We start from the raw sequence: 21,557 nt of genomic DNA, 5'->3' as shown, positions 1-21,557 counted from the left end.
GGGGTCAGGCCGGCTGTGTCGTCCGCAGCGTCCGGACCAGGAGCGCCATCGCGGCCAGTTGCAGCACGGCGACGACGGCGACCAGTGCCGGCACGGACTCCGCGGACAGCCACCCGGCGAGCGCGCCGCCGGCGACCGCGGCGACGCCCTGCACCGCGGCGAACATCCCGTACCCGGTTCCCCGGCGGCCGGCCGGGACCAGCTGGGCGACCAGGGCCTTGACCGTCGAGTCCTGCAGGCCCGTCGCCGCTCCCCAGACGAGCACCCCGAGGACGACGACCCCCCAGGCGTCGGTGAAGGCGAGCACCGGCACCACGGCGACCATGGCCGGCAGCACCAGGAGCACCCGCGCGCCTCGGCGGTCGTGCAGCCAGCCGACGGCCAGCGCGGCGAGCCCGGACGAGGCCATCGCCGCGGCGTACACCACGGGGACGGCAGCGGTGGGCACGAGGTCGTCGGTGACCAGGTGGTAGGAGATGACGCCGAAGGTGACCAGGCCGGCGGTGGTCAGTGCCGACGACGTGGCGAACAGCCAGAAGGCGCGGGGCAGCTCGCGGCCGGCCCGCAGCAGCGAGACCGTCGGTTGCGCCCCCTCCGCCCGTGCCTGGTCGCGCAGCGGGTCACCGGTCCGGCGGCGCAGCCAGAGGAGCAGCGCGATCGAGGCCAGTCCGGGGACGGCGAGCACGGCCAGCGCCGGCCACAGCAGACCGGTGACCGCGACCAGTGCCGCGACGACCAGGGGGCCGGCGAACGCGCCGATCTGGTCCAGCGCCTTGTGGACGCCGAACCCGCGGCCCAGGCCGACCGGCCCGGCGGAGTGGGCGAGCAGCGTGGACTTGGCCGGGCTGCGCACCGCCTTCCCGGTCCGCTCGGCGAGCACGAGGAGGCACCCGACCGTCAGCCCGGCCGCGCCCAGGAAGGGCGTCACGGCCAGCAGGGGCACGCACACGGCGGTCAGCGCGTAGCCGGCGATCGTCATCGGCCAGTAGCTGCCGGAGCGGTCGGCCCGGGTGCCGAACGGCAGCCGCAGCACCAGTGCCAGCGCCTCGCCCGCTCCGGTCACCAGCCCGACCAGCAGGGCCGACGCGCCGAGGGAGGCCAGCAACGGGCCGGTGATCGAGCGGGCGCCCTCGTAGACCATGTCGGCGGCCAGGCTCACCACGCCGAAACCGACGACGGCCCGCCACGGTGACCACCCCCGCGGCGGTTCCGCGGTGTCTCCGGCTCCGGGACCCCGGGTCGCAGCCGGGGACGACCCGGCGCGCTGATCGGACACGGACTCCCTCTCGAGAAGGCTCAGCCGGTTCTGTGCTGGACCGGCTCGGCGACGCGACCGCGAACGTCGGAGGCCCCGGTCAGTTCCCTGACCGGGGCCTCCGCGTGGGGTGAGTGACGGGGCTCGAACCCGCGACACCCAGGATCACAACCTGGTGCTCTACCAGCTGAGCTACACCCACCACGTGCACCCGGTCGGAGACCGGGAACCGGGGCAACGATACCCGAGGGCAGGAGCCGGTCCGGTCAGCCCTCCGGGGGCGTCGTCGCGTCGCCCGCGGCGAGGACCGCCGCGAAGGTCTCGGTGACCTGCCCGGCGGCGGCCTGCGCCTCGGTGGAGCTGGGCCCGGTGCCGTCGACGAACAGCGTCTTCCGGTAATAGGCCAGCTCGCGGACGGACTCGATGATGTCGGCCAGCGCGCGGTGGGCCAGGCCCTTCGGCGGCTGGGCGAAGTACACCCGGGGGAACCAGCGCCGGGCCAGCTCCTTGATCGAGGACACGTCGACCATCCGGTAGTGCAGGTGGTCGTCGAGCTCGGGCATGTCGCGGGCGAGGAAGCCGCGGTCGGTGCCGATCGAGTTGCCGCACAGCGGGGCGGTCCGCCGGTCGGGCACGAAGCGCTTGAGGTAGGCCAGCACCTGCTGCTCGGCCTCGGCGACCGTCAGCGTCGACGCCCGGACGGCCTCGGTGAGCCCCGACTTGCGGTGCATCTCCTGCACGACGTCGACCATCCCGGCCAGCGCCTCGTCGTCGGCGTGGATCACGAGGTCCAGGCCGGGGTCGAGCACGTTGAGGTCGGAGTCGGTGACGAGGACGGCCACCTCGATCAGCTGGTCCTTGATCAGGTCCAGCCCGGTCATCTCGCAGTCGATCCAGACCAGGTGTCCCGCACTCTCCGCCACGGGGCACGACCCTACGCAACGCCCGTCCCGCGCGCCCCGCCTGCCTGCCCCCTCGCACGCGCCGCGTGGGTCCACTCGGAGGGTCGGTTTCGGGCGCTCCCGCCGTTACGCTCGCCGTGCCCCCACCCCGATCTGCAGGGAGCACCCCCGTGCCCAGCCCCGCGACCGCCGCCCGCACGGTCCCCGAGCCCCCCGGGTCCCTCGGCGCCGCCGTCCGACACCCGTTCGCGACGCTGCGGTGGCTGTGGCCGGCCTACATGACCCCGGGGCGGCCCGGCCGGCACACCTCCCAGCAGGAACTGCGGTGGATCTACACCGCCTGGCTCGGCGCCTTCCTGCTCAAGATGCTCGGCTCCTCGTGGGACGTCTCCTGGCACTTCAAGTGGCTGCGCGACGACCTCGCCCCGCCGCACCTGCTCAACTCCGCCGGCACCGCCGTCGTCATCGGGCTGGTCCTGTTCCACAGCTACAGCGGCTACGGCGTGGACCGGCGCGCGCTGCGGCTGATGCAGGCCGGCATCGCGACGTTCCTGATCGCGATCCCGATCGACATCGTCAACCACCGGATCAACGGCCTGGACATCACCAGCTGGAGCCCCAGCCACGCCCTGCTCTACCTGGGGACGGCGATCATGCTGGCCGGTGCGATCCGCGGCTGGTGGCTCTACGCCGCCCCGGGACGGGTGCGGGACCTGGTCTCGCTGGGCCTCTGGCTGTTCTTCGTCGAGAACGTCGTCTTCCCCAACCAGCACCAGGAGTACGGCGTCCTGTCGCTGCGGGACTACCTCGCCGGCCACACCACCGCCGAGCAGCAGCTGCTGGACTTCGCCGCCTCCCAGGGGCAGACCCCGACGATGTTCATGCTGCCGGTGCCCTCCTGGGTGCACCCCGCGTGGATCATCTGCGCCGGCCTGCTGTCGCTCGTCGTCGCCCGCAAGGTGGTCGGCCTCCGGTTCACCGCCACCACGGTCGTCGCCGTGTACCTCGCCTACCGCGCCGTGATGTGGCTCGCGCTCGCCGGGATGGGCTTCCCCGAGTCGGTGCTGCCGTTCGTGATGCTGGTCGGCGCGGTGTGCGTCGACCTGGCGATCACCTACGGGCTGCCCGGCTGGAGCGCCGCGCCGGTCACCGCGCTGGCGGTCTACGGCGCCGGCTGGCTGCAGGACGCCGCGGACATGCTGCCGCCGTGGAACTGGACCTGGTGGTCGATCGCGCTCGTGGTGGCGTCGTTCACCGTGCTGTGGTCCGGAGTCGACGTCGTGGCCCGCAGCTCCTGGTTCGCCGGCTGGCGCGCGCCGAGCGAACCGGATGCCGGGGACGTGCAGCTCCCTGCCGCCGTGGGCGGCGCGTCGCTCCGCTGAGCGACGGACCGAGCCGTCACATGACGTAGCGTCGAGGTGCGCCCTGCCCGGGCGGGCCCGCCTGCGTCGCGGAGCCCGAGCGCCCGCGCCCCGATCCGCGCCCCAGACCCCTGACCCGCCGGAGGACGACGACGTGCTGGCCCTCACCCCCGAGCCGCTGCAGACGGCGGGGGAGCGTGCCCTCTTCGCCGAGCTGACCCGGTGGGACACCGGCGGGACCGTCCGCTCGGCCATCGTCGCCTCGCTGCCGATGGTCGATGGTCCGATGGGCCGCCGGATCTCCGACGCCGTCCTCTTCGTGCCCGAGGGCCTCGCGGTGGTGCGCATCGCGGAGGTCCCGAAGCAGCGCGGCGTGGTGACCGCGGTGCCCGAGGGCTCCTGGAGCATCGCGCCCGACGCCGGACCCGGCGAGGTGCTGCAGATCGCCGGCGGCGGCTCCTCGCCGCTGGACGCGTTGATGCGCGCCGGCATGGACGCCGCCACCCGGTTGCGCCAGGCGGGACTGGAGCCCGGCCGCATCGCCCGACTCACCGTGCTGGTCGGCGACGTCACCGGTCTGCGGCCGGAGGACGGCGACCTCGGCGAGGGCGACCAGGTGGCCCTGCTCGACACCCGCTCGCTGCTGCTGGGCATCGCCCGCGCGGCCCACTACACCGGTGTCGCCAACCCCCGGTACTGGACGACGGCGGACGTGCGGACCGCCCTGGAGGTGCTCGGCCTCCCCGGCCGCGGCCCCTCGGTCGAGGAGCTGAACGGCGAGGGCTTCCCGTACTCGCCGTACGTGCTGCGCCGCCGCGAGCTCCTGACGCCGGCCGCGATGAACGCCGCCTCCGAGGCCGCCGCTCCCATGGCGCCGCCGGCCCCGGCCCCCGTCGCCCCGCCGCCGGTCGCGCCCCCTCCCGCCGTCCCCGCTCCGGCTCCGTCCCCGGCGTTCCCGGCCACGGGTGGCTTCGTGGCCGCCCACCCGGACGGGCCGCGGGTGGACCCCGCGGCGGCGGCAGCCGTGGCGGCCGCCGCGATCCGCGCCGACGAGGCGTCGGCGGCGCAGTCGGCCACGGTGACCGCGCGCGCGACCCATGTCGCGGCCCCACCGGAGGCGGTTCCCCGCCAGGCGGAGCCCGCGATCCCGGCGGCCCGGGACGAGACCGACGGCATCGGCGGCCTGTTCGGCCAGGCAGAGTCCACCGACCCCGGCAGCCCGGCACAGCCGCGGACGCTCGTCAGCCCGGCCGTCCCGACCGCGACCCGCTGGTCGGACGACCGGCCGCCGGGCATGCCGCTGGTGGTGGCGCGCAGGCGACCGGACCGGACCCGCCGTCTGGCGCTGATGGCGGGCGCCGTCGTCCTGCTGCTCCTCGTCGTCGTGGGCGGGCTCCTGCTGCTCACCGGCGGCGGCGGCGACGACGACGGCGGATCCGGCACCGCCGACCCCACACCGACCACCGCGGCCCCGGCCGTGACCGGGCCCGAGGTCGGCGAGCAGACGGCGCGCGACGACCTCACGTTCACGGTCCAGGTCGTGCGGCAGGACGACAGCTGTGCCGATCACGCCTACGGCAGGGACGTGCCGGGGTTCTTCGCCGAGGGTGACTGCGCGGGACTCGCGCGGGCCCTCTACTCGACCGAGGTCGGCGGCCGGCCGGTCGTCGTCTCGATCTCCGCGGTCGACCTGGGCGCCGCCGGCCGGGCGACGGAGTTCAAGGCGTTGGTCGACACCGACGGCAGCGGGAACGTCAACGACCTGCTGCGCGAGGGCGAGGCGTATCCGGGGGCGCCGGCGAGCCTGGGCCGCGGTGCCCAGTACGCCAGTGCCCTGCCCGAGGGCGGCGGCGTCGTCACCGTCGTGGAGACGGCGTGGGCCGGTCCGGGCGGCGGCTCGTCGGGCGACCTCGACCGGGTGGCCGGCCTGGCCCTCGCCCTCGAGATGCCCGACCCGACCCCCGGGGCATAGGAAGCTTCCCCCTCGTCCCGGACCGGAGGACGTGGGGATCGCTTCCTATACCCGAGCGGTCGCGGCGGCCTCGGCCATCGCGGTCAGCAGTTCGGCCATCCGCGCCCGGGGGAGCCGCCCGCCGCTGTGCGGGGTGGAGTTGACCAGCCCGAACACGGCGTGCGCCCGTGCCCGGCAGGCCTGGGTGCCGGCGTCCGGGTGCAGCGCGGTCAGCACCCCGACCCACACCTCGACGTAGCGCCGCTGCAGCCGGCGGACCTCGTGCGCGTCGGCGTCCGGGACGTTCTGCAGGTCGCGGTCCTGCACGGTGATCAGCGCGGGGTTGTCCAGGGCGAAGTCGACCTGGAAGGCGATGAGCGCCCGCAACTGGGCCAGGGGGTCGTCGCCGGCTGCGGCGACCTCCGCGGTGCCGCCGGCCAGCAGCCGCTCGCTGATCCGCAGCAGCATCTCGGCCAGCATCGCGTCCTTGCTGGCGAAGTGGCGGTAGATGGCGGGGCCGGTGACGCCGACGGCCGCCCCGACGTCGTCCACTCCCACGGCCCGCGATCCGCGCTCGGCGAACAGCTGGGCCGCGGCACGCAGGATCTGCTCGCGCCGGGAGGGCCGGGCGGCGTCGGCGTGCAGGGCGGTGTCGGCCTGCTCGGTCCCCGCGGTCACGCCGACGATGTTAACCGCCGTTGACCCCGGGGTGAACCGTCGTTAACCTCCGCGGGGTGGACGCCCCCGTGCTGAGCCGCACCACCCCGTCCGATCCGGACGCCGCCGCGCGCAACGCCGCCGCGCACGCCGAGCTGACGGCCGACCTGCGCGCGCAACTCGCGCTGGTCGCCGAGGGCGGTGGCGAGCGGGCCCGGCGCCGGCACGTCGAGCGCGGCAAGCTGCTGCCCCGCGAGCGGGTCGACGCGCTGCTGGACCCCGGCAGCCGGTTCCTCGAGCTCTCCCCGCTGGCCGCGCACGGCATGTACGACGGCGACGCCCCGGCCGCCGGCATCGTCACCGGCGTCGGGCGGGTGGCCGGACGCGAGGTGGTCGTCGTCGCCAACGACGCCACCGTCAAGGGCGGCACCTACTACCCGGTGACGGTGAAGAAGCACCTGCGCGCCCAGGAGGTGGCGCTGCACAACCGGCTGCCCTGCCTGTACCTGGTCGACTCCGGCGGCGCGTTCCTCCCGATGCAGGACGAGGTGTTCCCCGACCGCGAGCACTTCGGCCGGATCTTCTTCAACCAGGCCAACCTGTCGAAGCAGGGCATCCCGCAGCTGGCCGCCGTCCTCGGGTCGTGCACCGCCGGCGGCGCGTACGTGCCGGCGATGAGCGACGAGGCGGTGATCGTCCGCGAGCAGGGGACGATCTTCCTCGGCGGGCCGCCGCTGGTGCGGGCCGCGACCGGCGAGGTCGTGACCGCCGAGGAGCTGGGCGGCGGCGACCTGCACAGCCGGGTCAGCGGGGTGACCGACCACCTCGCCGAGGACGACGCGCACGCGCTGCAGATCCTCCGCCAGATCGTCGGCACCCTCGGCCCGCGCGAGCCGCGGCCGTGGGACGTCGAGCCGGCCGAGGAACCCCTGCACCCGCCGGAGTCGATCTACGAGGTGGTGCCGGCCGACTCCCGCACGCCCTACGACGTGCGGGAGGTGATCGCCCGGCTGGTCGACGGCAGCCGGTTCGCCGAGTTCAAGCCGCTCTACGGGGCGACGCTGGTCACCGGCTTCGCGCGGCTGCACGGGCACCCGGTCGGGATCGTGGCCAACAACGGCGTCCTGTTCGGGGAGTCGGCACTCAAGGGTGCGCACTTCATCGAGCTGTGCGACCGCCGCAGGATCCCGCTGCTCTTCCTGCAGAACATCACCGGCTTCATGGTCGGCCGCGACTACGAGGCCGCGGGCATCGCCAAGCACGGCGCGAAGATGGTCACCGCGGTCGCCTGCGCCCGGGTGCCGAAGCTGACCGTCGTCATCGGCGGCTCGTTCGGCGCCGGCAACTACTCGATGTGCGGCCGGGCGTACTCGCCCCGGTTCCTGTTCACCTGGCCCAACGCCCGCATCTCGGTGATGGGCGGGGAGCAGGCGGCCTCGGTGCTCGCGACCGTGCGGCGGGAGGGCTTCGAGGCGCGCGGCGAGGACTGGCCGGCCGCCGACGAGGAGGCCTTCAAGGCCCCGATCCGCGACCAGTACGAGACGCAGGGCCACCCCTACTACGCCACCGCCCGGCTGTGGGACGACGGCGTGATCGACCCCGCCGACACCCGCACCGTGCTCGGCCTCGCCCTGTCCGCCTGCGCGAACGCGCCCTTGGAGGACGTCGGCTACGGCGTCTTCCGGATGTGAGGACCGGCATGTTCGACACCGTCCTCGTCGCCAACCGCGGTGAGATCGCCGTCCGCGTGATCCGGACCCTGCGCGAGATGGGCATCCGCTCGGTCGCCGTGTACTCCGACGCCGACGCCGGAGCGCTGCACACCCGGGTCGCCGACGTCGCCGTCCGGCTCGGGCCGGCGCCCGCCGCGGAGAGCTACCTCTCGGTCGAGCGGGTGGTCGAGGCCGCGCTGCGCTCCGGCGCCCAGGCCGTGCACCCCGGCTACGGCTTCCTGTCGGAGAACGTCGGGTTCGCCCGGGCCTGCGAGAAGGCGGGCCTCGTCTTCATCGGCCCGCCGGTCGCCGCGATCGAGGCGATGGCGGACAAGATCCGCGCCAAGCAGACCGTCATGGCCGCCGGGGTGCCGGTCGTCCCGGGCCGCACCGAGCCCGGCATGGACGACGACGCGGTCGCCGCCGCCGCGGTCGAGGCCGGCTTCCCGGTGCTGCTCAAGCCGTCGGCCGGTGGTGGCGGCAAGGGCATGCGGGTGGTGCGGTCGGCCGCCGAGCTGCCCGAGGCCATCGCCGCCGCCCGCCGGGAGGCCCGCGGGTCGTTCGGCGACGACACCCTGCTGGTCGAGCGCTACATCGGCGCCGCTCGGCACATCGAGGTGCAGGTGCTCGGTGACGCGCACGGCACCGTCGTCCACCTGGGCGAGCGGGAGTGCAGCCTGCAGCGCCGGCACCAGAAGGTGATCGAGGAGGCGCCCTCCCCGCTGCTGGACGCCAGCATGCGGGCCCGGATGGGCACCGCCGCGGTCGAGGCAGCCCGCGCGGTCGGCTACACCGGCGCCGGCACCGTCGAGTTCATCGTCGACGCGGAGGCGCCGGACGACTTCTTCTTCCTGGAGATGAACACCCGCCTGCAGGTGGAGCACCCGGTCACCGAGTGCGTCACCGGCCTGGACCTGGTGGAGCTGCAGCTGCGGGTGGCCGCCGGCGAGCCGCTGCCGTTCGGGCAGGACGACGTTCCCCTCGACGGGCACGCGATCGAGGCCCGGGTCTACGCCGAGGACCCGGCCCGCGGGTTCCTCCCGCAGAGCGGCACGGTGCTCGGCCTGCGGGAGCCCACCGGCCCGGGCGTCCGGGTCGACAGCTCGCTGGCCGCGGGCTCGGTCGTCGGCACCGACTACGACCCGATGCTGGCGAAGGTCGTGGCGTGGGGCCCGGACCGGGAGACCGCCCGGACCCGGCTGCTCGCGGCACTGGCCGGCACCCAGGTGCTCGGCGTCCCCACGAACACCGCCTTCCTGCGCACGCTGCTCGCCGATCCCGACGTGGCCGCCGGCCGGCTCGACACCGGGCTGATCGAGCGCCGGGGCGAGTCGCTGACCGCGGCCGCCGAGGTGCCGGACGACGTCCTGGCCGCGGCCGCCCTGGCGCTGCTGCTGGAGATCGAGCCGGCCGGCGACGTCGTCGACCCGTGGGACGTGCCCGACGGCTGGCGCGTCGGCGAGCCGGCCTGGACGCTGCGCCGGCTCCAGCTCGCCGGCGGGGAGCTGGTCGAGGTGCGGGTGCGCGGGCGGGCGGGCGACGCGCAGGTCCGGGTGGCCGACGGCGACGCCGTCCCGGCGCGCGTCTCCCGCGACGGCGCCGAGCTGACCGTGACCCTCGACGGGACGAGGACCCGGTACCTGCTCGCGCACGACGGCGGCACGGTGTGGCTGGCCGGCGCCGGGCGGACCGTGGCGCTGCGCGAGCAGGAGCGGCTGCACGCGGCGGCCGAGGGAGCGGCCGGCAGCGGGGTCGTGACCGCGCCGATGCCCGGGACCGTGACCGTCGTCCGCGCGGCGGTCGGCGACCGGGTGGCGGCGGGCGATCCGCTGCTCGTGGTCGAGGCGATGAAGATGGAGCACGTGCTGACCGCGCCCGTCGCGGGGACGGTCACCGAGCTCACCGGAACGGCCGGCCAGCAGGTCCGGCTCGACGAGCGGGTGGCCGTGGTGACGCCGGACGAGACCGGTGCCCCGACCCCCGCCGAGGGGGAGTGACGAGAGTGCTCGACTACCGGCTGGACGAGGAGACCGAGGCGCTGCGGACGACGGTCCGCGAGTTCGCCCGCGAGGTCGTGGCCCCGCAGATCGGGGAGTTCTACGAGCGCGACGAGTTCCCCACCGACATCGTGCGGCAGATGGGGGAGCTCGGGCTGTTCGGGCTGCCGTTCCCCGAGGAGTACGGCGGGGGCGGCGGCACCTACTTCGACCTCTGCGTCGCGCTGGAGGAGCTGGCGCGGGTCGACAGCTCGGTGGCGATCACGCTCGAGGCCGGGGTGTCGCTGGGCGCGATGCCGATCTACCGGTTCGGCACCGAGGAGCAGAAGCAGCGCTGGCTGCCGCGACTGTGCTCCGGCGAGGCGCTGGCCGCCTTCGGGCTGACCGAGGCCGGCGGCGGGTCCGACGCCGGGGCCACCCGCACCACCGCCCGGCTCGAGGGCGACACCTGGGTGGTCGACGGCAGCAAGACGTTCATCACCAACTCCGGCACCGACCTCACCGAGCTGGTCACGGTGACCGCGGTGACCGGGACCCGCCCCGACGGCAAGAAGGAGATCTCGGCGATCGCCGTCCCGTCGGGGACGCCGGGGTTCGTCGTCGGCAAGCGGTACTCCAAGGTCGGCTGGAACGCGTCCGACACCCGGGAGCTGTCGTTCACCGACGTGCACGTCCCGGCGGAGAACCTGGTGGGGGAGCGGGGCCGCGGCTACGCGCAGTTCCTGTCGATCCTCGACGAGGGCCGGATCGCGATCTCCGCGCTGTCGGTCGGTCTGGCGCAGGGCTGCGTCGACGAGTCGCTGCGGTACGCCGGCGAGCGGGAGGCCTTCGGCCGGCCGATCGGGACCAACCAGGCGATCCAGTTCATGATCGCCGACATGGAGGTGCGGGCCTCCACGGCGCGGCTGGCCTACTACCGGGCGGCCGAGAAGATGCTGCGCGGCGAGCCGTTCAAGCGTGAGGCGTCGATCGCGAAGCTGTACAGCTCCGAGGTCGCGATGGACAACGCCCGCTACGCCACCCAGGTGCACGGCGGGTACGGCTTCATGAACGAGTTCCCGGTCGGCCGGTTCTACCGCGACGCGAAGATCCTGGAGATCGGCGAGGGCACCAGCGAGGTGCAGCGGATGCTCATCGCCCGCGACCTCGGCCTCGGCTGACCGCCCGGCCGCGGCTCTCCTCCCGCGCCCAGCGCCGGGAGGTGTCGGTCCCCGGACGCTCGTGCTCTGCCCACCCCGGCTGGGCAGAGCACGAGCGCGCGCGGACCACCCCGCAGTCGGGGCGGGCCGCCGGGGCGTGGGATACCGGACGGTCACGTTCGATCAGTGGGACGTCCGGGGGCGGCGGGGCGTCGTCGCAGGTGCCGGCGGCGTGTCGGATCGGGCGAGGGGCTTGCGCGAGGCAGGTGCCGACACGCTGCGCCCGGCTCCCGCCGACGGTCGGTGGGGTCCGCCGAGGAGCAACGATGTCGGTCACCCGGACCAGAGCGCACCACCCCCTGCGGAGGACGGTGTCGCGCGGTTCCCTCCTGGGGCTGGGCCTGCTGGTCGCCACCGGGTCGACCGCCGCGCCGGTCGCCCTGGCCGACGACGAGACGACGCCGCCGGACCTCCCGACGACCCAGCCCGACCCGGGTGAGGTTCAGGTCGGCGGGGCCCTGGAGCTCGAGGAGACGCCGGGGTCCGAGCGCGAGCTGGGCGGGGACTTCGGACTCGGCAAGCCCTCCCCCTACGTCGCCCTCGTGATCGGGGTAGAGGGGGTCGCGCCGGCCGACCTCGACCGCTCGGGTGCCGTGCTCACCCTCACCGGCGAGTCGGCCGACGCCGACCCGCTCACCTGCACGACGGACGCGGACGGCGTCTGCGTGGTCTACGTCGACGGACCGGAGGAGGGCGGCGACGAGGGCACCGACGAGGGCACCGACGAGGTGCTCGCGGCGGCCGAGGCGGCCGGCGGGTCGGTCGCGGTGCCGCCCGGCTCCTACGCGGTGCAGCAGACCGGCGGCGGAACGGGACTGGCCCCGGCCACGGGCGCCACCTGGACGATCGAGATCTGCGACCCGTCGGTGGGGTCGATCGAGGGCTTCTTCTGCATGATCGCCGGGATGGTCGGCGCGACCGGTGTGATCCCGAACGACTCGCTGTTCACCAACGAGGTCGTCACGACCGTGGTCGACGCGGACACCCTCGCGCCCGTGGCCGGCGCCTCCTACCGCTTCACCGGCGGCCCGGACTACCCGCGTCTGGACGGCGCGCCGGCCGACGACTGCGTCCCCGACGCCCCCGTGGACGAGGAGGGCGGGACCGGCGACGAGCAGGAGGAGACCGGCGACGAGGGCGACGACCTGCCCCCGATCGGCCTGCCGGGCGGCCCCGGCTTCCCGGGCATCCCCGGTCTCCCCGGCTTCCCGCTGCCGCTGGTCGAGATCGTCCCGCTCGGGGCCGAGCAGGCGGCGGACCCCGTCACCGAGCCGGCGCCCGAGGCGGACGACAGCCCCGTCGCAGCCGCGTCCCCCGCGTCGGCCGAGGTCGCTCTCCCCACCAGCGACGAGCAGGGGGTCCTGACCCACCTCGGGTGCTTCCTGCCCGGCGCCTGGACCCTCGAGGCGGTCACGACTCCCGCGGGCTACGTGTCCGCCGACGTGCCGGTGCTCCTGGCCGACACCTTCCGCGATGAGGACGGCGTCCTGGTCCAGTGGGCGAGCGTCACGGCCCGGCTGCAGCCGGTCGGCAGCACGCCCGTCCCGCCGGTCGTCGTCCCGCCGGGGACGCAGACCCCGCAGGCGCCGGTCCCGCCGGCAGGCACGGGCGGCACGGGCGGCACGGGCGGCTCTCCCGCTCCCGCGGGGACCGGTGGCTCCACCCCGGGTGGTCCGGCTGCCGGCGCCCGGCCGGCCGGCGCTCCCGCAGCTCCCAGCGCTCCTGCGGCCGCACCCAGCGCTCCGGCAGCGGCGCCCAGTGCGCCGGCGGCGGTGCCGACCCCGGCCACCAGGCCCGCCACCCCCTCGGGCACCGCGAAGCCGGCCGCTCCGGCCGGCGCGCTCGCCGATCCCGCTCCGGCTCTGCGGACGGAGAGCAGCACCAACGTCCTCGAGGCCGGCCTCGTCGGCTTCGGGATCCTGTTCGTCGCCCTGGTGTTCTTCCTCGTGCTCTGGATGCGGCGCCGGGCACGCGAGCAGCGTGGCTGACACGTCGCGCGCGTCCTGGTGGGCCCGCTACCCCGTCGAGGAGGGAGCGGGCCGGCCGGCGACCCGGGAGTGGGTCGCCGTCCAGGGACCGCAGTTCCCGCCCGCCAGCGTTGTGGACCACCCGCGCGGCCGGCGCCCGGCCGGCTGGCTCATCGCGGTCCGGGCGTCCGCGACGGACGACCGCGTGCACCGCGTCGAGGTCGCCCTGCCCGACGTCCCGCTGCTCTGGTACGTCGAGCTGGACGAGCCCGACGCCACTCCGGCGGCCCGCACCCTGGTGGCGTTCTCCGACTCCCGGTACGCCGAGGGGACGGTGCTCATCGCGGCCGAGGCGCGCGCGGCGGGCGTCGACGGCGGCCGGCAGGTCGCCGCGGTCCGCTGGTGGCCGGACACCGGGCTGGGACACCAGATCTACGTGGCACCGGCCGCGCGGCGCCGGGGTCTGGCCTTGAAGCTCGCGACAGCGGCCGCCGGCCTGCAGGTGGTCCGCGGGCTGCCGCCGATGCACGGCGACGGCCGCCGCACCAACGACGGCGAGGCGTGGCTCGGCCGGCTGCCGGACTGGGCGGCCGAGCGGTTCGCCGGGCGCACCGACGTCATGCCGTCGATGACCCCCGCCTGACCGGAGGAGATCCGTCGGCGTCACGCCCACGGATCTCCTCCGCGGGCTCAGGCGGTCACGTCGACGAGGACCTTGCCGACGACGCCGTCCTCCACCGCGCGGTGGGCGTCGGCGGTCTGCGCCAGCGGGAAGACGTGCAGCGGCAGCCCGGCGTCCTCGCCGACCCGGATGGCGCCGTCGAGCACCGCGGCGTTCACGTCCTCCACGCCGAGCACCTTCGCCCGCTCCGGCTGGGTGTAGACGAGGACGAAGTTCCACCGGGCGTTGGGCGCCATCTGCGCACGGACCGGGATGGTCACCTCCGCACCGCCGTCGTCGGCGTACATCGCGACGGCGCCGTGCATGCCGACGACCTGGGCGTCGATCGCGGCGTTCCGCGCGGCGGAGACCTCGACGATCACGTCGGCCCCCTTGGGCACGACCTCTCGCACGAACGCGACGACGTCCTGCTGCGTGTAGTCGACGACGTGCGAGGCACCCGCGGCCGCGGCCAGCTGCGCCTTGCGCGGGCTGCTCACGGTGGCGATCACCGTCGCGTCCGCCCACCGGGCCAGCTGGATCGCCGCGTTGCCGACCGCCCCGGCGCCACCCTGCACCAGCACGGTCCGCCCGGTCAGCGCGCCGGGGCCGAGCCGGTCGGGCACCGACTCGCCCAGGGTGAGGCAGCGGTGCGCGGTGAGGAACGGGATGCCGAGCGCGGCGCCGATCTCGAACGGCGCCTCCCCGAGCAGCACGGCCTGCCGCAGGGGGACGACGGTGTACTCGGCCGCCGTCCCGTGCGGGCGCTGCCAGGCGGCCTCCCACACCCACACCCGCTGGCCGAGCACCGCGGGATCGACGCCCCGGCCGACCGCGTCGACCGTCCCGGCGCCGTCCTGACCGGGCACCTGGACCCCGCCCGCGGGCGGCGTGCCCTGCCGGGACTTCCAGTCGGTCGGGTTCACGCCGGCCAGCGCCAGCCGCACGCGGACCTCGCCGGGGCCGGGGTCGGGAGTGGGGGAATCGGTCAGCCGGAGGACCTCGGGTCCGCCGTTCTCGGTGTAGGTGATCGCTCGCACGGGGTCGCCGTACCCGGGAACCGGCGCGCAACGCCCGTCAGCGGAGTGTGGGAGTGCAGGTTTCCTGCACTCCCGCACTCCGCTCACCCTGAGGGGTGAGGGTCGCGGCACAGCGCGCCAGGAGTGCCTGACCTGCGCCGATGCACGGGAGGTGAGCCTCAAGCTGCCCGCACGCCTCGTCGCCCTCCTCCCCGAGGGACGCGTGCTGCCCGACGACGTCTGGCACCGACGGCACCGGATCATCCTCACCGTCGCCGCGGCGCAGGCGGTCGCCCTGGCGATGCTCGCGCTGGCCCTCGGCGAGGGGGTGACGGCCACGGCGATGGAGACCGCCGCCGTGCTGTACCCGCTGGCCTTCGCGCTGCTGCCCGGCGCCGGGCGCACGCTGCGGGCCGCGGCCGCCACGCTCAGCCTCCTGGCCGCGTCGGTGCTGCTGGTCTACCTGATGGACGGGCAGACCGAGGCGCACTTCCACTTCTTCGTCGTCATCGGCCTCGTCGCGCTGTACCAGGACTGGGTGCCCTTCGGCGTCGCGCTGCTCGTCGTCGTCCTGCACCACGGCGTCCTGGGCACACTGCTGCCGCACTCGGTCTTCGGTCACGCCGCGGCCCACCACCACCCGTGGACCTGGGCCGGCATCCACGCGGGCTTCGTGCTCGCGGCCAGCCTGTCCCACCTGGCCGCCTGGCGGCTCAACGAGCAGCAGGGCCTGCGTGACCCGCTCACCGGGCTGGCCAACCGCACGCTGCTCATGGAGACCACCGACCGGCTGCTCGCCCGCACCTCCGGCGAGGTCAGCATGCTGTTCCTGGACCTCGACGACTTCAAGGACGTCAACGACTCCCGCGGGCACGCGGCCGGCGACGTACTGCTGAGCGGCATCGCGCAGCGGCTGAGCACCTGCGTGCGGCCCAGCGACCAGGTGGCGCGGATCGGCGGCGACGAGTTCGCCGTCGTCGTCGCCGGCGGCCCGGAGATCGCCACGGTGATCGGGCAGCGGATGCTCGTCGCGCTGGCCGACCCCATGACCATCGACGGCCGCCCGCACGTGCCGCACGTGAGCATCGGTGCCGCGAGCACCGTCTCGACGCCCGAGCGCGACGCCGGCGTCCTGCTGCGCAACGCCGACCTGGCCATGTACATGGCCAAGGCGCTCGGCAAGAACCGGCTCGTCCACTACGCCGACGGCATGGCCCAGGCCGCCGAGGAGAAGGTCCGCATGCTGGAGGACCTCGCCGGTGCCGTCGCCGGCGGTCAGCTCCGCGTCCACTACCAGCCCACCATCCGGCTCTCCGACGGCAGCACAACCGGCTACGAGGCGCTGCTGCGCTGGGAGCACCCGCTGCGCGGGATGGTGTCGCCGGGGGAGTTCATCCCGCTCGCCGAAGAGGGCGGCCTGATCGTCGAGATCGGCCGCTGGGTGCTCGAGCAGGCCGCGCACCAGGCCGTGGCCTGGTCGGCGGAGTCCGGCATCGCCATCGAGATGGCGGTCAACCTCTCCCCGCGCCAGTTGGCCGACGACGACGTCGTCGCCACGGTGCACGAGGTGCTGGCCACGACCGGGCTGCCGGCCGGACAGCTGACGCTCGAGGTGACCGAGGGCGTGCTCGTGCACGACATCGACACCGTGATCGACCAGCTGCAGGCGCTGCGCCGGCTCGGTGTGCGGATCGCCATCGACGACTTCGGGACCGGCTACTCCAGCCTGTCCTACCTGCGCCGCCTCCCCGCCGACATCATCAAGATCGACCAAAGCTTCGTGCAGGACCTCGACGCCGGGGGCGCGTCGACCACGCTGGTGGCCTCGATCATCGAGCTGGCCCGGAGCCTGCGGCTGACCGTCGTGGCCGAGGGTGTGGAGACCCCGCAGCAGAACGCGGTGCTCACCGAGCTCGCCTGCTCCCACGCCCAGGGCTTCCTCTTCGGCCGTCCGCAGGCCGCCGACCGCGAGTCGGTGTCGGCTGCTGCGCAGGAGCCGGCTCCGCTCGTCGCCCACTGACCAGATCCACCGCTCCAGGAGACGCCATGACCACGGCACCCCAGTCCTACTACGCCCCGCACACGTCGCGGTTCGACCCGGCGCAGGTGTGGACGGTCGTCATCGCCGTCCTCGTCGCGGTGGTCGCGTTGACGATCGGGCTGTCCGTCGGCTCGTCGGACACGGGTTCGGCGGACGACGTCGCGCGGCTCTTCGAGAGCGGCAACGGCATCAGCATCAGCGAGCTGAACCAGTACTCCGACTACTAGGGCTACGACACGTGCGAGTGGCCCGGCGACTGCTGACCCACTGACCGGGCGTGCTTCCTCTCAGGAACACGGCCGTTCCCCGGGCGCCGCTGCGAGCAGCTGCTCGCCGTCGTCCCTCCCGAGCACCAGCTGGACGCGAGGGACGTCGGCGGTGATCACCTGTGTGTCGTCGATGCCGAGCAGGGCCGCGAGTGAGAGGGCGGCGTCGAGCTCGCCGTCCGGGTAGCTGACGGCCGACAGGGTCGAGTCGGACGGAGTGCTGTCGCCGATGCTGACACCGGCAGCGCTCAGAGTCCCGGTGAGTTGCTCGACGAGCTGTGGGTCGTCCGTGGCGCCGGCGATGTCGACGATCGCCGGCAGGTTGCCGTCGGTATCGCACGGCTGGTCGCTCGGCTCGGGCGGCGGCGGGGGTGCCGGCTCGGGCGGCGGGAGTGTCGTCGTCGATGGCGGCTCGGGTTCCGGCGCGGGTGACGTCGTCGGCGGCGGCTCGGGCGACGCCGTGGGTGTCGTCGGCGACGGCTCGGTAGACGGCTCGGTAGACGGCTCGGAAGACGGCTCGGAAGACGGCTCGGAAGACGGCTCGGCAGACGGCCCAGGTGTTGTCGTCGGCGGCAGCGGCTCTGCGGGCGGCGCGGACGTGGACAGCGCCGGGGTGTCGCCGCCCGTCGGTGTCCCGAGATCAGAGGGCGTCCCAGGGTCCGGCGGGGGAGTGCTGCCGGGAGTCGGGGGCTCCGTCGGGGTCGACTCGGCCGGGGAGGCCGGTGCCTCAGAGGGAGGTCCCGCCGGGCTGGCCTCCGAGAGGGAGGTCGGCAGCGGCGGGCTCGGCGGGGTCGAGGGCGGCTCCGCCGGGACGGCGGGAGGCGCGGGTGCCTCCGGTGGCAGAGCGAGTGGTGGTGCGGGGTTGACCGGTGGCAGCGTCGGTGCGGGGAGCTGCGGCGGCGCGATCGGTGCCGGTCGGCCGGAGTAGCGCGCGGCGAGTGCGAGCACCGTGACGACGTAGTCGGCGGAGTGGTTGTAGGCGTAGACGGCGCGGGCGCGGCCGTCGACGGTGCCGAGGTCCCCACCGGCGGCGCACAGGTAGGCGGCGGCCGCGGCGGTGGCGTCGTCGAGATCGGACGGGTCGCTGGTCCCGTCACCGTCGCCGTCGCGCCCGTACGTCGCCCAGGTGCCGGGGATGAACTGCATCGGGCCGACGGCGCGGTCGTAGGTGCTGTCGGAGTCGAGGCGCCCGCCGTCGGTGTCGCTGATCCGCGCGGTGGCGGTGCCGTCGAGTCGTGGGCCGAGGATCGGCGGAGTGGTGCGTCCGTCCGGCTGCAGCCTGGCTCCGCGGAAGCGCCCGTGGTCGGACTCGACGCGTCCGATCGCGGCCAGCAGGGACCAGTCCAGGTCGCAGCCGGCGGTGGCGGCTGCGCTCCGGTAGGCGTCGAGTGCGGCCGCGGGGATGTCGCCGGGGTCCGTCCTCGCCGCGGGGGGCTCGACGGCCGGTCTGCGAGTCGGCGGCGGCGGTGCGGTCACGACGACCGGGTCCGGCAGCGTGAAGGCGGGGACGTCGGGTCCGAGGACACCGAACACCGGGGCCAACGGGCCACCGGCGGCGACGCCGGTCTCGCGGTCGAGGGGATCGCCGAGCCGTGGAGGTGCCGCCTCGGGGCCGTGGCGGGCAGAGGCGGTCACGGTCGGAGTGGGGGCGGCCGGGCCGGGGGCGACGCCGAGCACGACTGCCAGGCCCAGCAGTGGGAGGACGGTCCGGCGGGTCCGCGCCGGTGCAGGCGACGGCTGCCCTCGGGGTCCCGCTCGCGTCGTCGTCCACGGGCTGCTGCTGAGGCGGTGACAAGCGCGGCGGACCACTCCGGCCTCGGGCGGGGGAGCTCGATGCCGAGCCGCCCCGGCCTCCTCGCCCATGGGTGGCATTGGAGACCCGGCCGCGCCGGGTGTCCAGGGCCATCCGGCCGCTGTCGGGTGACGACGCCCCCGACACGCCGGGTGCCAGCCTCCGTCAGGCCGGGGTGATCGAGAGGCTCAGGTTGCGACGGCCCTCGTCGGAGCGCGCTGTCGCGAGGCGCTCGGCCGACGGCGTGCCGTACTCCGTCGTCCGCTGACGGGCCGGGCGGCCGATCGAGGCGGCGATGGCCTCGAGCTCGGCGATGGTCTTCAGCGAGCCGTTCTCGCTGCCGGCCATCCGGCTGATCGTCTCCTCCATCAGCGTGCCGCCCAGGTCGTTGACCCCGCCCTGCAGCACCGCCTTGGTGCCGGCCTCGGCGAGCTTCACCCACGACGTCTGGATGTTGGAGATCCGCCCGTGCAGCAGCAGCCGGGCCACCGCGTGGATGGCCCGGTTCTCCCGCACCGTCGGTCCCGGGCGGGCGACGCCGGCCAGGTAGATCGGCGCGTTGTGGTGCACGAACGGCAGCAGCACGAACTCGGTGAAGCCACCGGTCTCGTCCTGGATCCCGGCCAGCGTGCGCAGGTGCGCGACCCAGTGGGCCGGGGTGTCGACGTGGCCGTACATCATCGTCGAGGTCGTCGGGATCCCGACGCGGTGCGCGGTCGAGATGATCTCCACCCACGTCGCGGCCGGCAGCTTGCCCTTGGTCAGCACCCAGCGGACGTCGTCGTCGAGGATCTCCGCCGCCGTCCCCGGCACGGAGTCGAGCCCGGCTTCCTTCGCCGCGGTCAGGAACTCGGTGAACGACAGCCCGGTGCGCGCCGAGCCGTTCACGATCTCCATCGGCGAGAACGCGTGCAGGTGGATGCCGGGCTGCCGCTTCTTCACCTCGCGGGCCAGGTCGAGGTAGGCGGTGCCGGGCAGGTCGGGGTGGATGCCACCCTGCATGCAGATCTCGGTCGCACCCGCGGCCCACGCGCGGTCCACGCGGTCGCCGACCTCGCTCAGCGACAGCGTGTACGCGTCGGCGTCGGTGCGCCGCTGGGCGAACGCGCAGAACCGGCAGCCGGTGTAGCAGACGTTGGTGAAGTTGATGTTCCGGTTCACGACGTAGGTGACGTCGTCGCCGTTGACGTCCCGGCGCACGGCGTCCGCGAGCGCCGCGAGCGCTTCCAGGTCCGGCCCGTCGGCGCCCAGCAGCGCCAGGTACTCGGCGTCGGACAGCCCGGCGGGATCCCGTTCGGCGTGCGCCAGTGCTGCCCGCACCTCCGGGTCCCCGGCGGCCAGCGCGGTCGAGTGCCCGTCGCGCGCGCTCTCGGTCCGTGAACGCAGCTCCGACCAGTCGCCGTAGACGGCGTCGAAGTCGCTGCGCCGGTCGTCGGTGCGCCCGACGGTGTCGACCTCCACGTGCAGGTCGACCCGGCCGGACGACGTCCACGCCTCGTCCGGCTCCTGCCACGGCAGCCCGGCCGGGATGCGGCCCTCGACGGCGAGCCCGTCCGGGCCGGCCAGCGCGGTCACGTGCGGGCGCACCCGCGGGTCCAGCCACGGCTCGGGCGCCAGCACGTACGGCGGCTGCGCGGCCAGCCGCTCGCGCAGGGTCAGCCCGGCGTCGGCGGTGAGCTCGGCGAGCTTGTCGATGTTCGGCCAGGGCCGCTCGGGGTTCACGTGGTCCGGCGTCAGCGGGGAGACCCCGCCCCAGTCGTCCACCCCCGCCCGCAGCAGCAGCCCGAGCTCGGCGGAGTCCGACAGGTTCGGCGGCGCCTGCACCCGCGCCTTGGGGCCGAGCAGCAGCCGGGTGACCGCGACCGCGGCGACGTACTCCTGCAGCTCCAGGTCGTCGGTGGCCGCCATCGCCGTCCGCGGCTTCGCCCGGAAGTTCTGGACGATGACCTCCTGCACGTGCCCGTGCCGCTGGTGCGTGGCCCGGATCTGCAGGACGGCGTCGATGCGCTCGGCCGGCGTCTCGCCGATCCCCAGCAGCACGCCGGTGGTGAACGGGACGGCGGAGCGGCCGGCGTCCTCCAGCACCCGCAGCCGGACGGCGGGCTCCTTGTCCGGGCTGCCGAAGTGCGGGCCACCGGGCTCCGACCACAGCCGGGTCGCGGTCGTCTCCAGCATCATCCCCATCGACGCGGCGACGGGCTTGAGTCGCTGGATCTCCTCCCACGACAGCACGCCGGGGTTGAGGTGGGGGAGCAGCCCGGTCTCCTCGAGCACCCGGATCGCCATCGCCCGCAGGTAACCCAGCGTGGAGTCGAAACCGTGCGCCTCGAGCCACTCGGCGGCCACCGGCCAGCGGGCCTCCGGACGGTCGCCGAGGGTGAACAGCGCCTCCTTGCAGCCCATCGCGGCCCCGGCGCGGGCGACGTCGAGCACCTCGTCGGGCGAGAGGAACGGCGCCTTGCCCTGGGACCGCAGCTGGCCGGGGGTGGTCACGAACGTGCAGTAGTGGCAGCGGTCGCGGCACAGGTGCGTCAGCGGGATGAACACCTTGCGGCTGTACGTGATGATCCCCGGCCGGCCGGCCGAGGCCAGCCCGGCGTCACGGACGCGCGAGGCCGCGGTGAGCAGCCGGTCCAGCGGTTCACCCTCGCCCAGACCGCGGGCGGAGAGCAGCGCCTCGGCCTCCGCGGCGTCGAGCGCGACGCCCCGCTCGGCCCGGGCGAGGGCGCGACGCAGGGCATGGTCGGGAGCGGGCTGCGAACTCATGGCCCCTGCAC

The 21,557-nt window shown here is 74.8% G+C and carries 15 protein-coding genes and 1 tRNA gene; 9 read left to right on the top strand and 7 right to left on the bottom strand.

Annotated features, from left to right (window positions below; genetic code table 11):
* Nucleotides 1-4: 4 nt before the first annotated feature.
* The 3 genes from N555_RS0109810 to orn form a co-directional block, all read right to left on the bottom strand.
* A complete protein-coding gene (locus tag N555_RS0109810) occupies nt 5-1,162 on the bottom strand; it encodes an MFS transporter (RefSeq protein WP_197028956.1) in 1,158 nt (385 codons plus the stop codon).
* 219 nt (nt 1,163-1,381) lie between these two features.
* Nucleotides 1,382-1,457, bottom strand: a tRNA-His gene (locus N555_RS0109805).
* Nucleotides 1,458-1,521: 64 nt separating this feature from the next.
* Nucleotides 1,522-2,178 carry an oligoribonuclease gene (gene orn, locus N555_RS0109800; protein ID WP_029431310.1) on the bottom strand — a complete coding sequence of 219 codons (657 nt, stop codon included), beginning with the start codon at nt 2,176-2,178 and terminating at the stop codon, nt 1,522-1,524.
* A gap of 149 nt (nt 2,179-2,327) precedes the next feature.
* Between orn and N555_RS0109795 the strand changes: the two genes are divergently transcribed.
* The gene (locus N555_RS0109795) at nt 2,328-3,539 is read left to right on the top strand and encodes a hypothetical protein (RefSeq protein WP_051683918.1); all 1,212 of its coding nucleotides are present in this window, start codon (nt 2,328-2,330) and stop codon (nt 3,537-3,539) included.
* A 133-nt stretch (nt 3,540-3,672) separates the two neighbouring features.
* Nucleotides 3,673-5,490: a hypothetical protein gene (locus N555_RS0109790; RefSeq protein ID WP_029431308.1), complete on the top strand. Its 1,818-nt coding sequence runs from the start codon at nt 3,673-3,675 to the stop codon at nt 5,488-5,490.
* Nucleotides 5,491-5,535: 45 nt separating this feature from the next.
* Here N555_RS0109790 and N555_RS0109785 read toward each other — a convergent pair whose 3' ends face one another.
* Entirely contained in the window at nt 5,536-6,147 is a 612-nt protein-coding gene (locus tag N555_RS0109785; protein ID WP_081866114.1) for an SACE_7040 family transcriptional regulator, read from the bottom strand.
* 56 nt (nt 6,148-6,203) lie between these two features.
* Between N555_RS0109785 and N555_RS0109780 the strand changes: the two genes are divergently transcribed.
* The 5 genes from N555_RS0109780 to N555_RS0109760 all read left to right on the top strand — a co-directional run bounded on the left by N555_RS0109780 (nt 6,204) and on the right by N555_RS0109760 (nt 13,644).
* Complete coding sequence (locus N555_RS0109780) at nt 6,204-7,817, top strand: carboxyl transferase domain-containing protein (RefSeq protein WP_029431306.1); 1,614 nt, start codon at nt 6,204-6,206, stop codon at nt 7,815-7,817.
* Between the two features lie 8 nt (nt 7,818-7,825).
* Nucleotides 7,826-9,835 carry an acetyl/propionyl/methylcrotonyl-CoA carboxylase subunit alpha gene (locus tag N555_RS0109775; protein WP_029431305.1) on the top strand — a complete coding sequence of 670 codons (2,010 nt, stop codon included), beginning with the start codon at nt 7,826-7,828 and terminating at the stop codon, nt 9,833-9,835.
* Nucleotides 9,832-10,995, top strand: a complete 1,164-nt coding sequence (locus N555_RS0109770) for an acyl-CoA dehydrogenase family protein (RefSeq protein ID WP_231502685.1) — start codon at nt 9,832-9,834, stop codon at nt 10,993-10,995. Before N555_RS0109775 ends, N555_RS0109770 begins: the two co-directional genes overlap by 4 nt.
* A 350-nt stretch (nt 10,996-11,345) precedes the next feature.
* On the top strand, nt 11,346-13,022 hold the full coding sequence (locus tag N555_RS28265) for a hypothetical protein (RefSeq protein ID WP_034509696.1): 1,677 nt from the start codon (nt 11,346-11,348) through the stop codon (nt 13,020-13,022).
* The gene (locus N555_RS0109760; RefSeq protein WP_029431303.1) at nt 13,015-13,644 is read left to right on the top strand and encodes a hypothetical protein; all 630 of its coding nucleotides are present in this window, start codon (nt 13,015-13,017) and stop codon (nt 13,642-13,644) included. Before N555_RS28265 ends, N555_RS0109760 begins: the two co-directional genes overlap by 8 nt.
* Before the next feature lie 47 nt (nt 13,645-13,691).
* Here N555_RS0109760 and N555_RS0109755 read toward each other — a convergent pair whose 3' ends face one another.
* Nucleotides 13,692-14,702, bottom strand: a complete 1,011-nt coding sequence (locus N555_RS0109755) for an NADPH:quinone reductase (RefSeq protein ID WP_029431302.1) — start codon at nt 14,700-14,702, stop codon at nt 13,692-13,694.
* A 151-nt stretch (nt 14,703-14,853) separates the two neighbouring features.
* Here N555_RS0109755 and N555_RS0109750 point away from each other — a divergent pair, with 151 nt between their 5' ends.
* Both N555_RS0109750 and N555_RS0109745 read left to right on the top strand, forming a co-directional pair.
* Nucleotides 14,854-16,701, top strand: coding sequence for a putative bifunctional diguanylate cyclase/phosphodiesterase (locus N555_RS0109750; RefSeq protein ID WP_029431301.1), 1,848 nt, complete (start codon nt 14,854-14,856; stop codon nt 16,699-16,701).
* Nucleotides 16,702-16,727: 26 nt separating this feature from the next.
* Complete coding sequence (locus N555_RS0109745) at nt 16,728-16,949, top strand: hypothetical protein (RefSeq protein WP_029431300.1); 222 nt, start codon at nt 16,728-16,730, stop codon at nt 16,947-16,949.
* 60 nt (nt 16,950-17,009) lie between these two features.
* On the opposite strand, the gene N555_RS29100 is transcribed toward N555_RS0109745, so the two are convergent.
* Nucleotides 17,010-18,623 (bottom strand): lytic transglycosylase domain-containing protein, encoded by a 1,614-nt coding sequence (locus tag N555_RS29100; protein ID WP_156036303.1) that lies wholly within the window; start codon nt 18,621-18,623, stop codon nt 17,010-17,012.
* Between the two features lie 322 nt (nt 18,624-18,945).
* A complete protein-coding gene (locus N555_RS0109735; protein WP_029431298.1) occupies nt 18,946-21,546 on the bottom strand; it encodes a bifunctional FO biosynthesis protein CofGH in 2,601 nt (866 codons plus the stop codon).
* Nucleotides 21,547-21,557 lie beyond the last annotated feature (11 nt).

This window comes from Blastococcus sp. URHD0036, from assembly GCF_000701365.1.
In the GTDB taxonomy this organism is placed as follows: Bacteria; Actinomycetota; Actinomycetes; order Mycobacteriales; family Geodermatophilaceae; genus Trujillonella.
The sequence above is the reverse complement of the archived record's forward strand: the minus strand, read 5'-3'. Positions and strand labels throughout refer to the sequence as shown.

Bases quoted from the DNA above. Each gene is read 5' to 3' on its own strand.
- N555_RS0109775 (WP_029431305.1), top strand. From the start codon at position 7,826: ATGTTCGACACCGTCCTCGTCGCCAACCGCGGTGAGATCGCCGTCCGC.
- N555_RS0109745 (WP_029431300.1), top strand. From the start codon at position 16,728: ATGACCACGGCACCCCAGTCCTACTACGCCCCGCACACGTCGCGGTTC.
- N555_RS0109735 (WP_029431298.1), bottom strand. From the start codon at position 21,546: ATGAGTTCGCAGCCCGCTCCCGACCATGCCCTGCGTCGCGCCCTCGCC.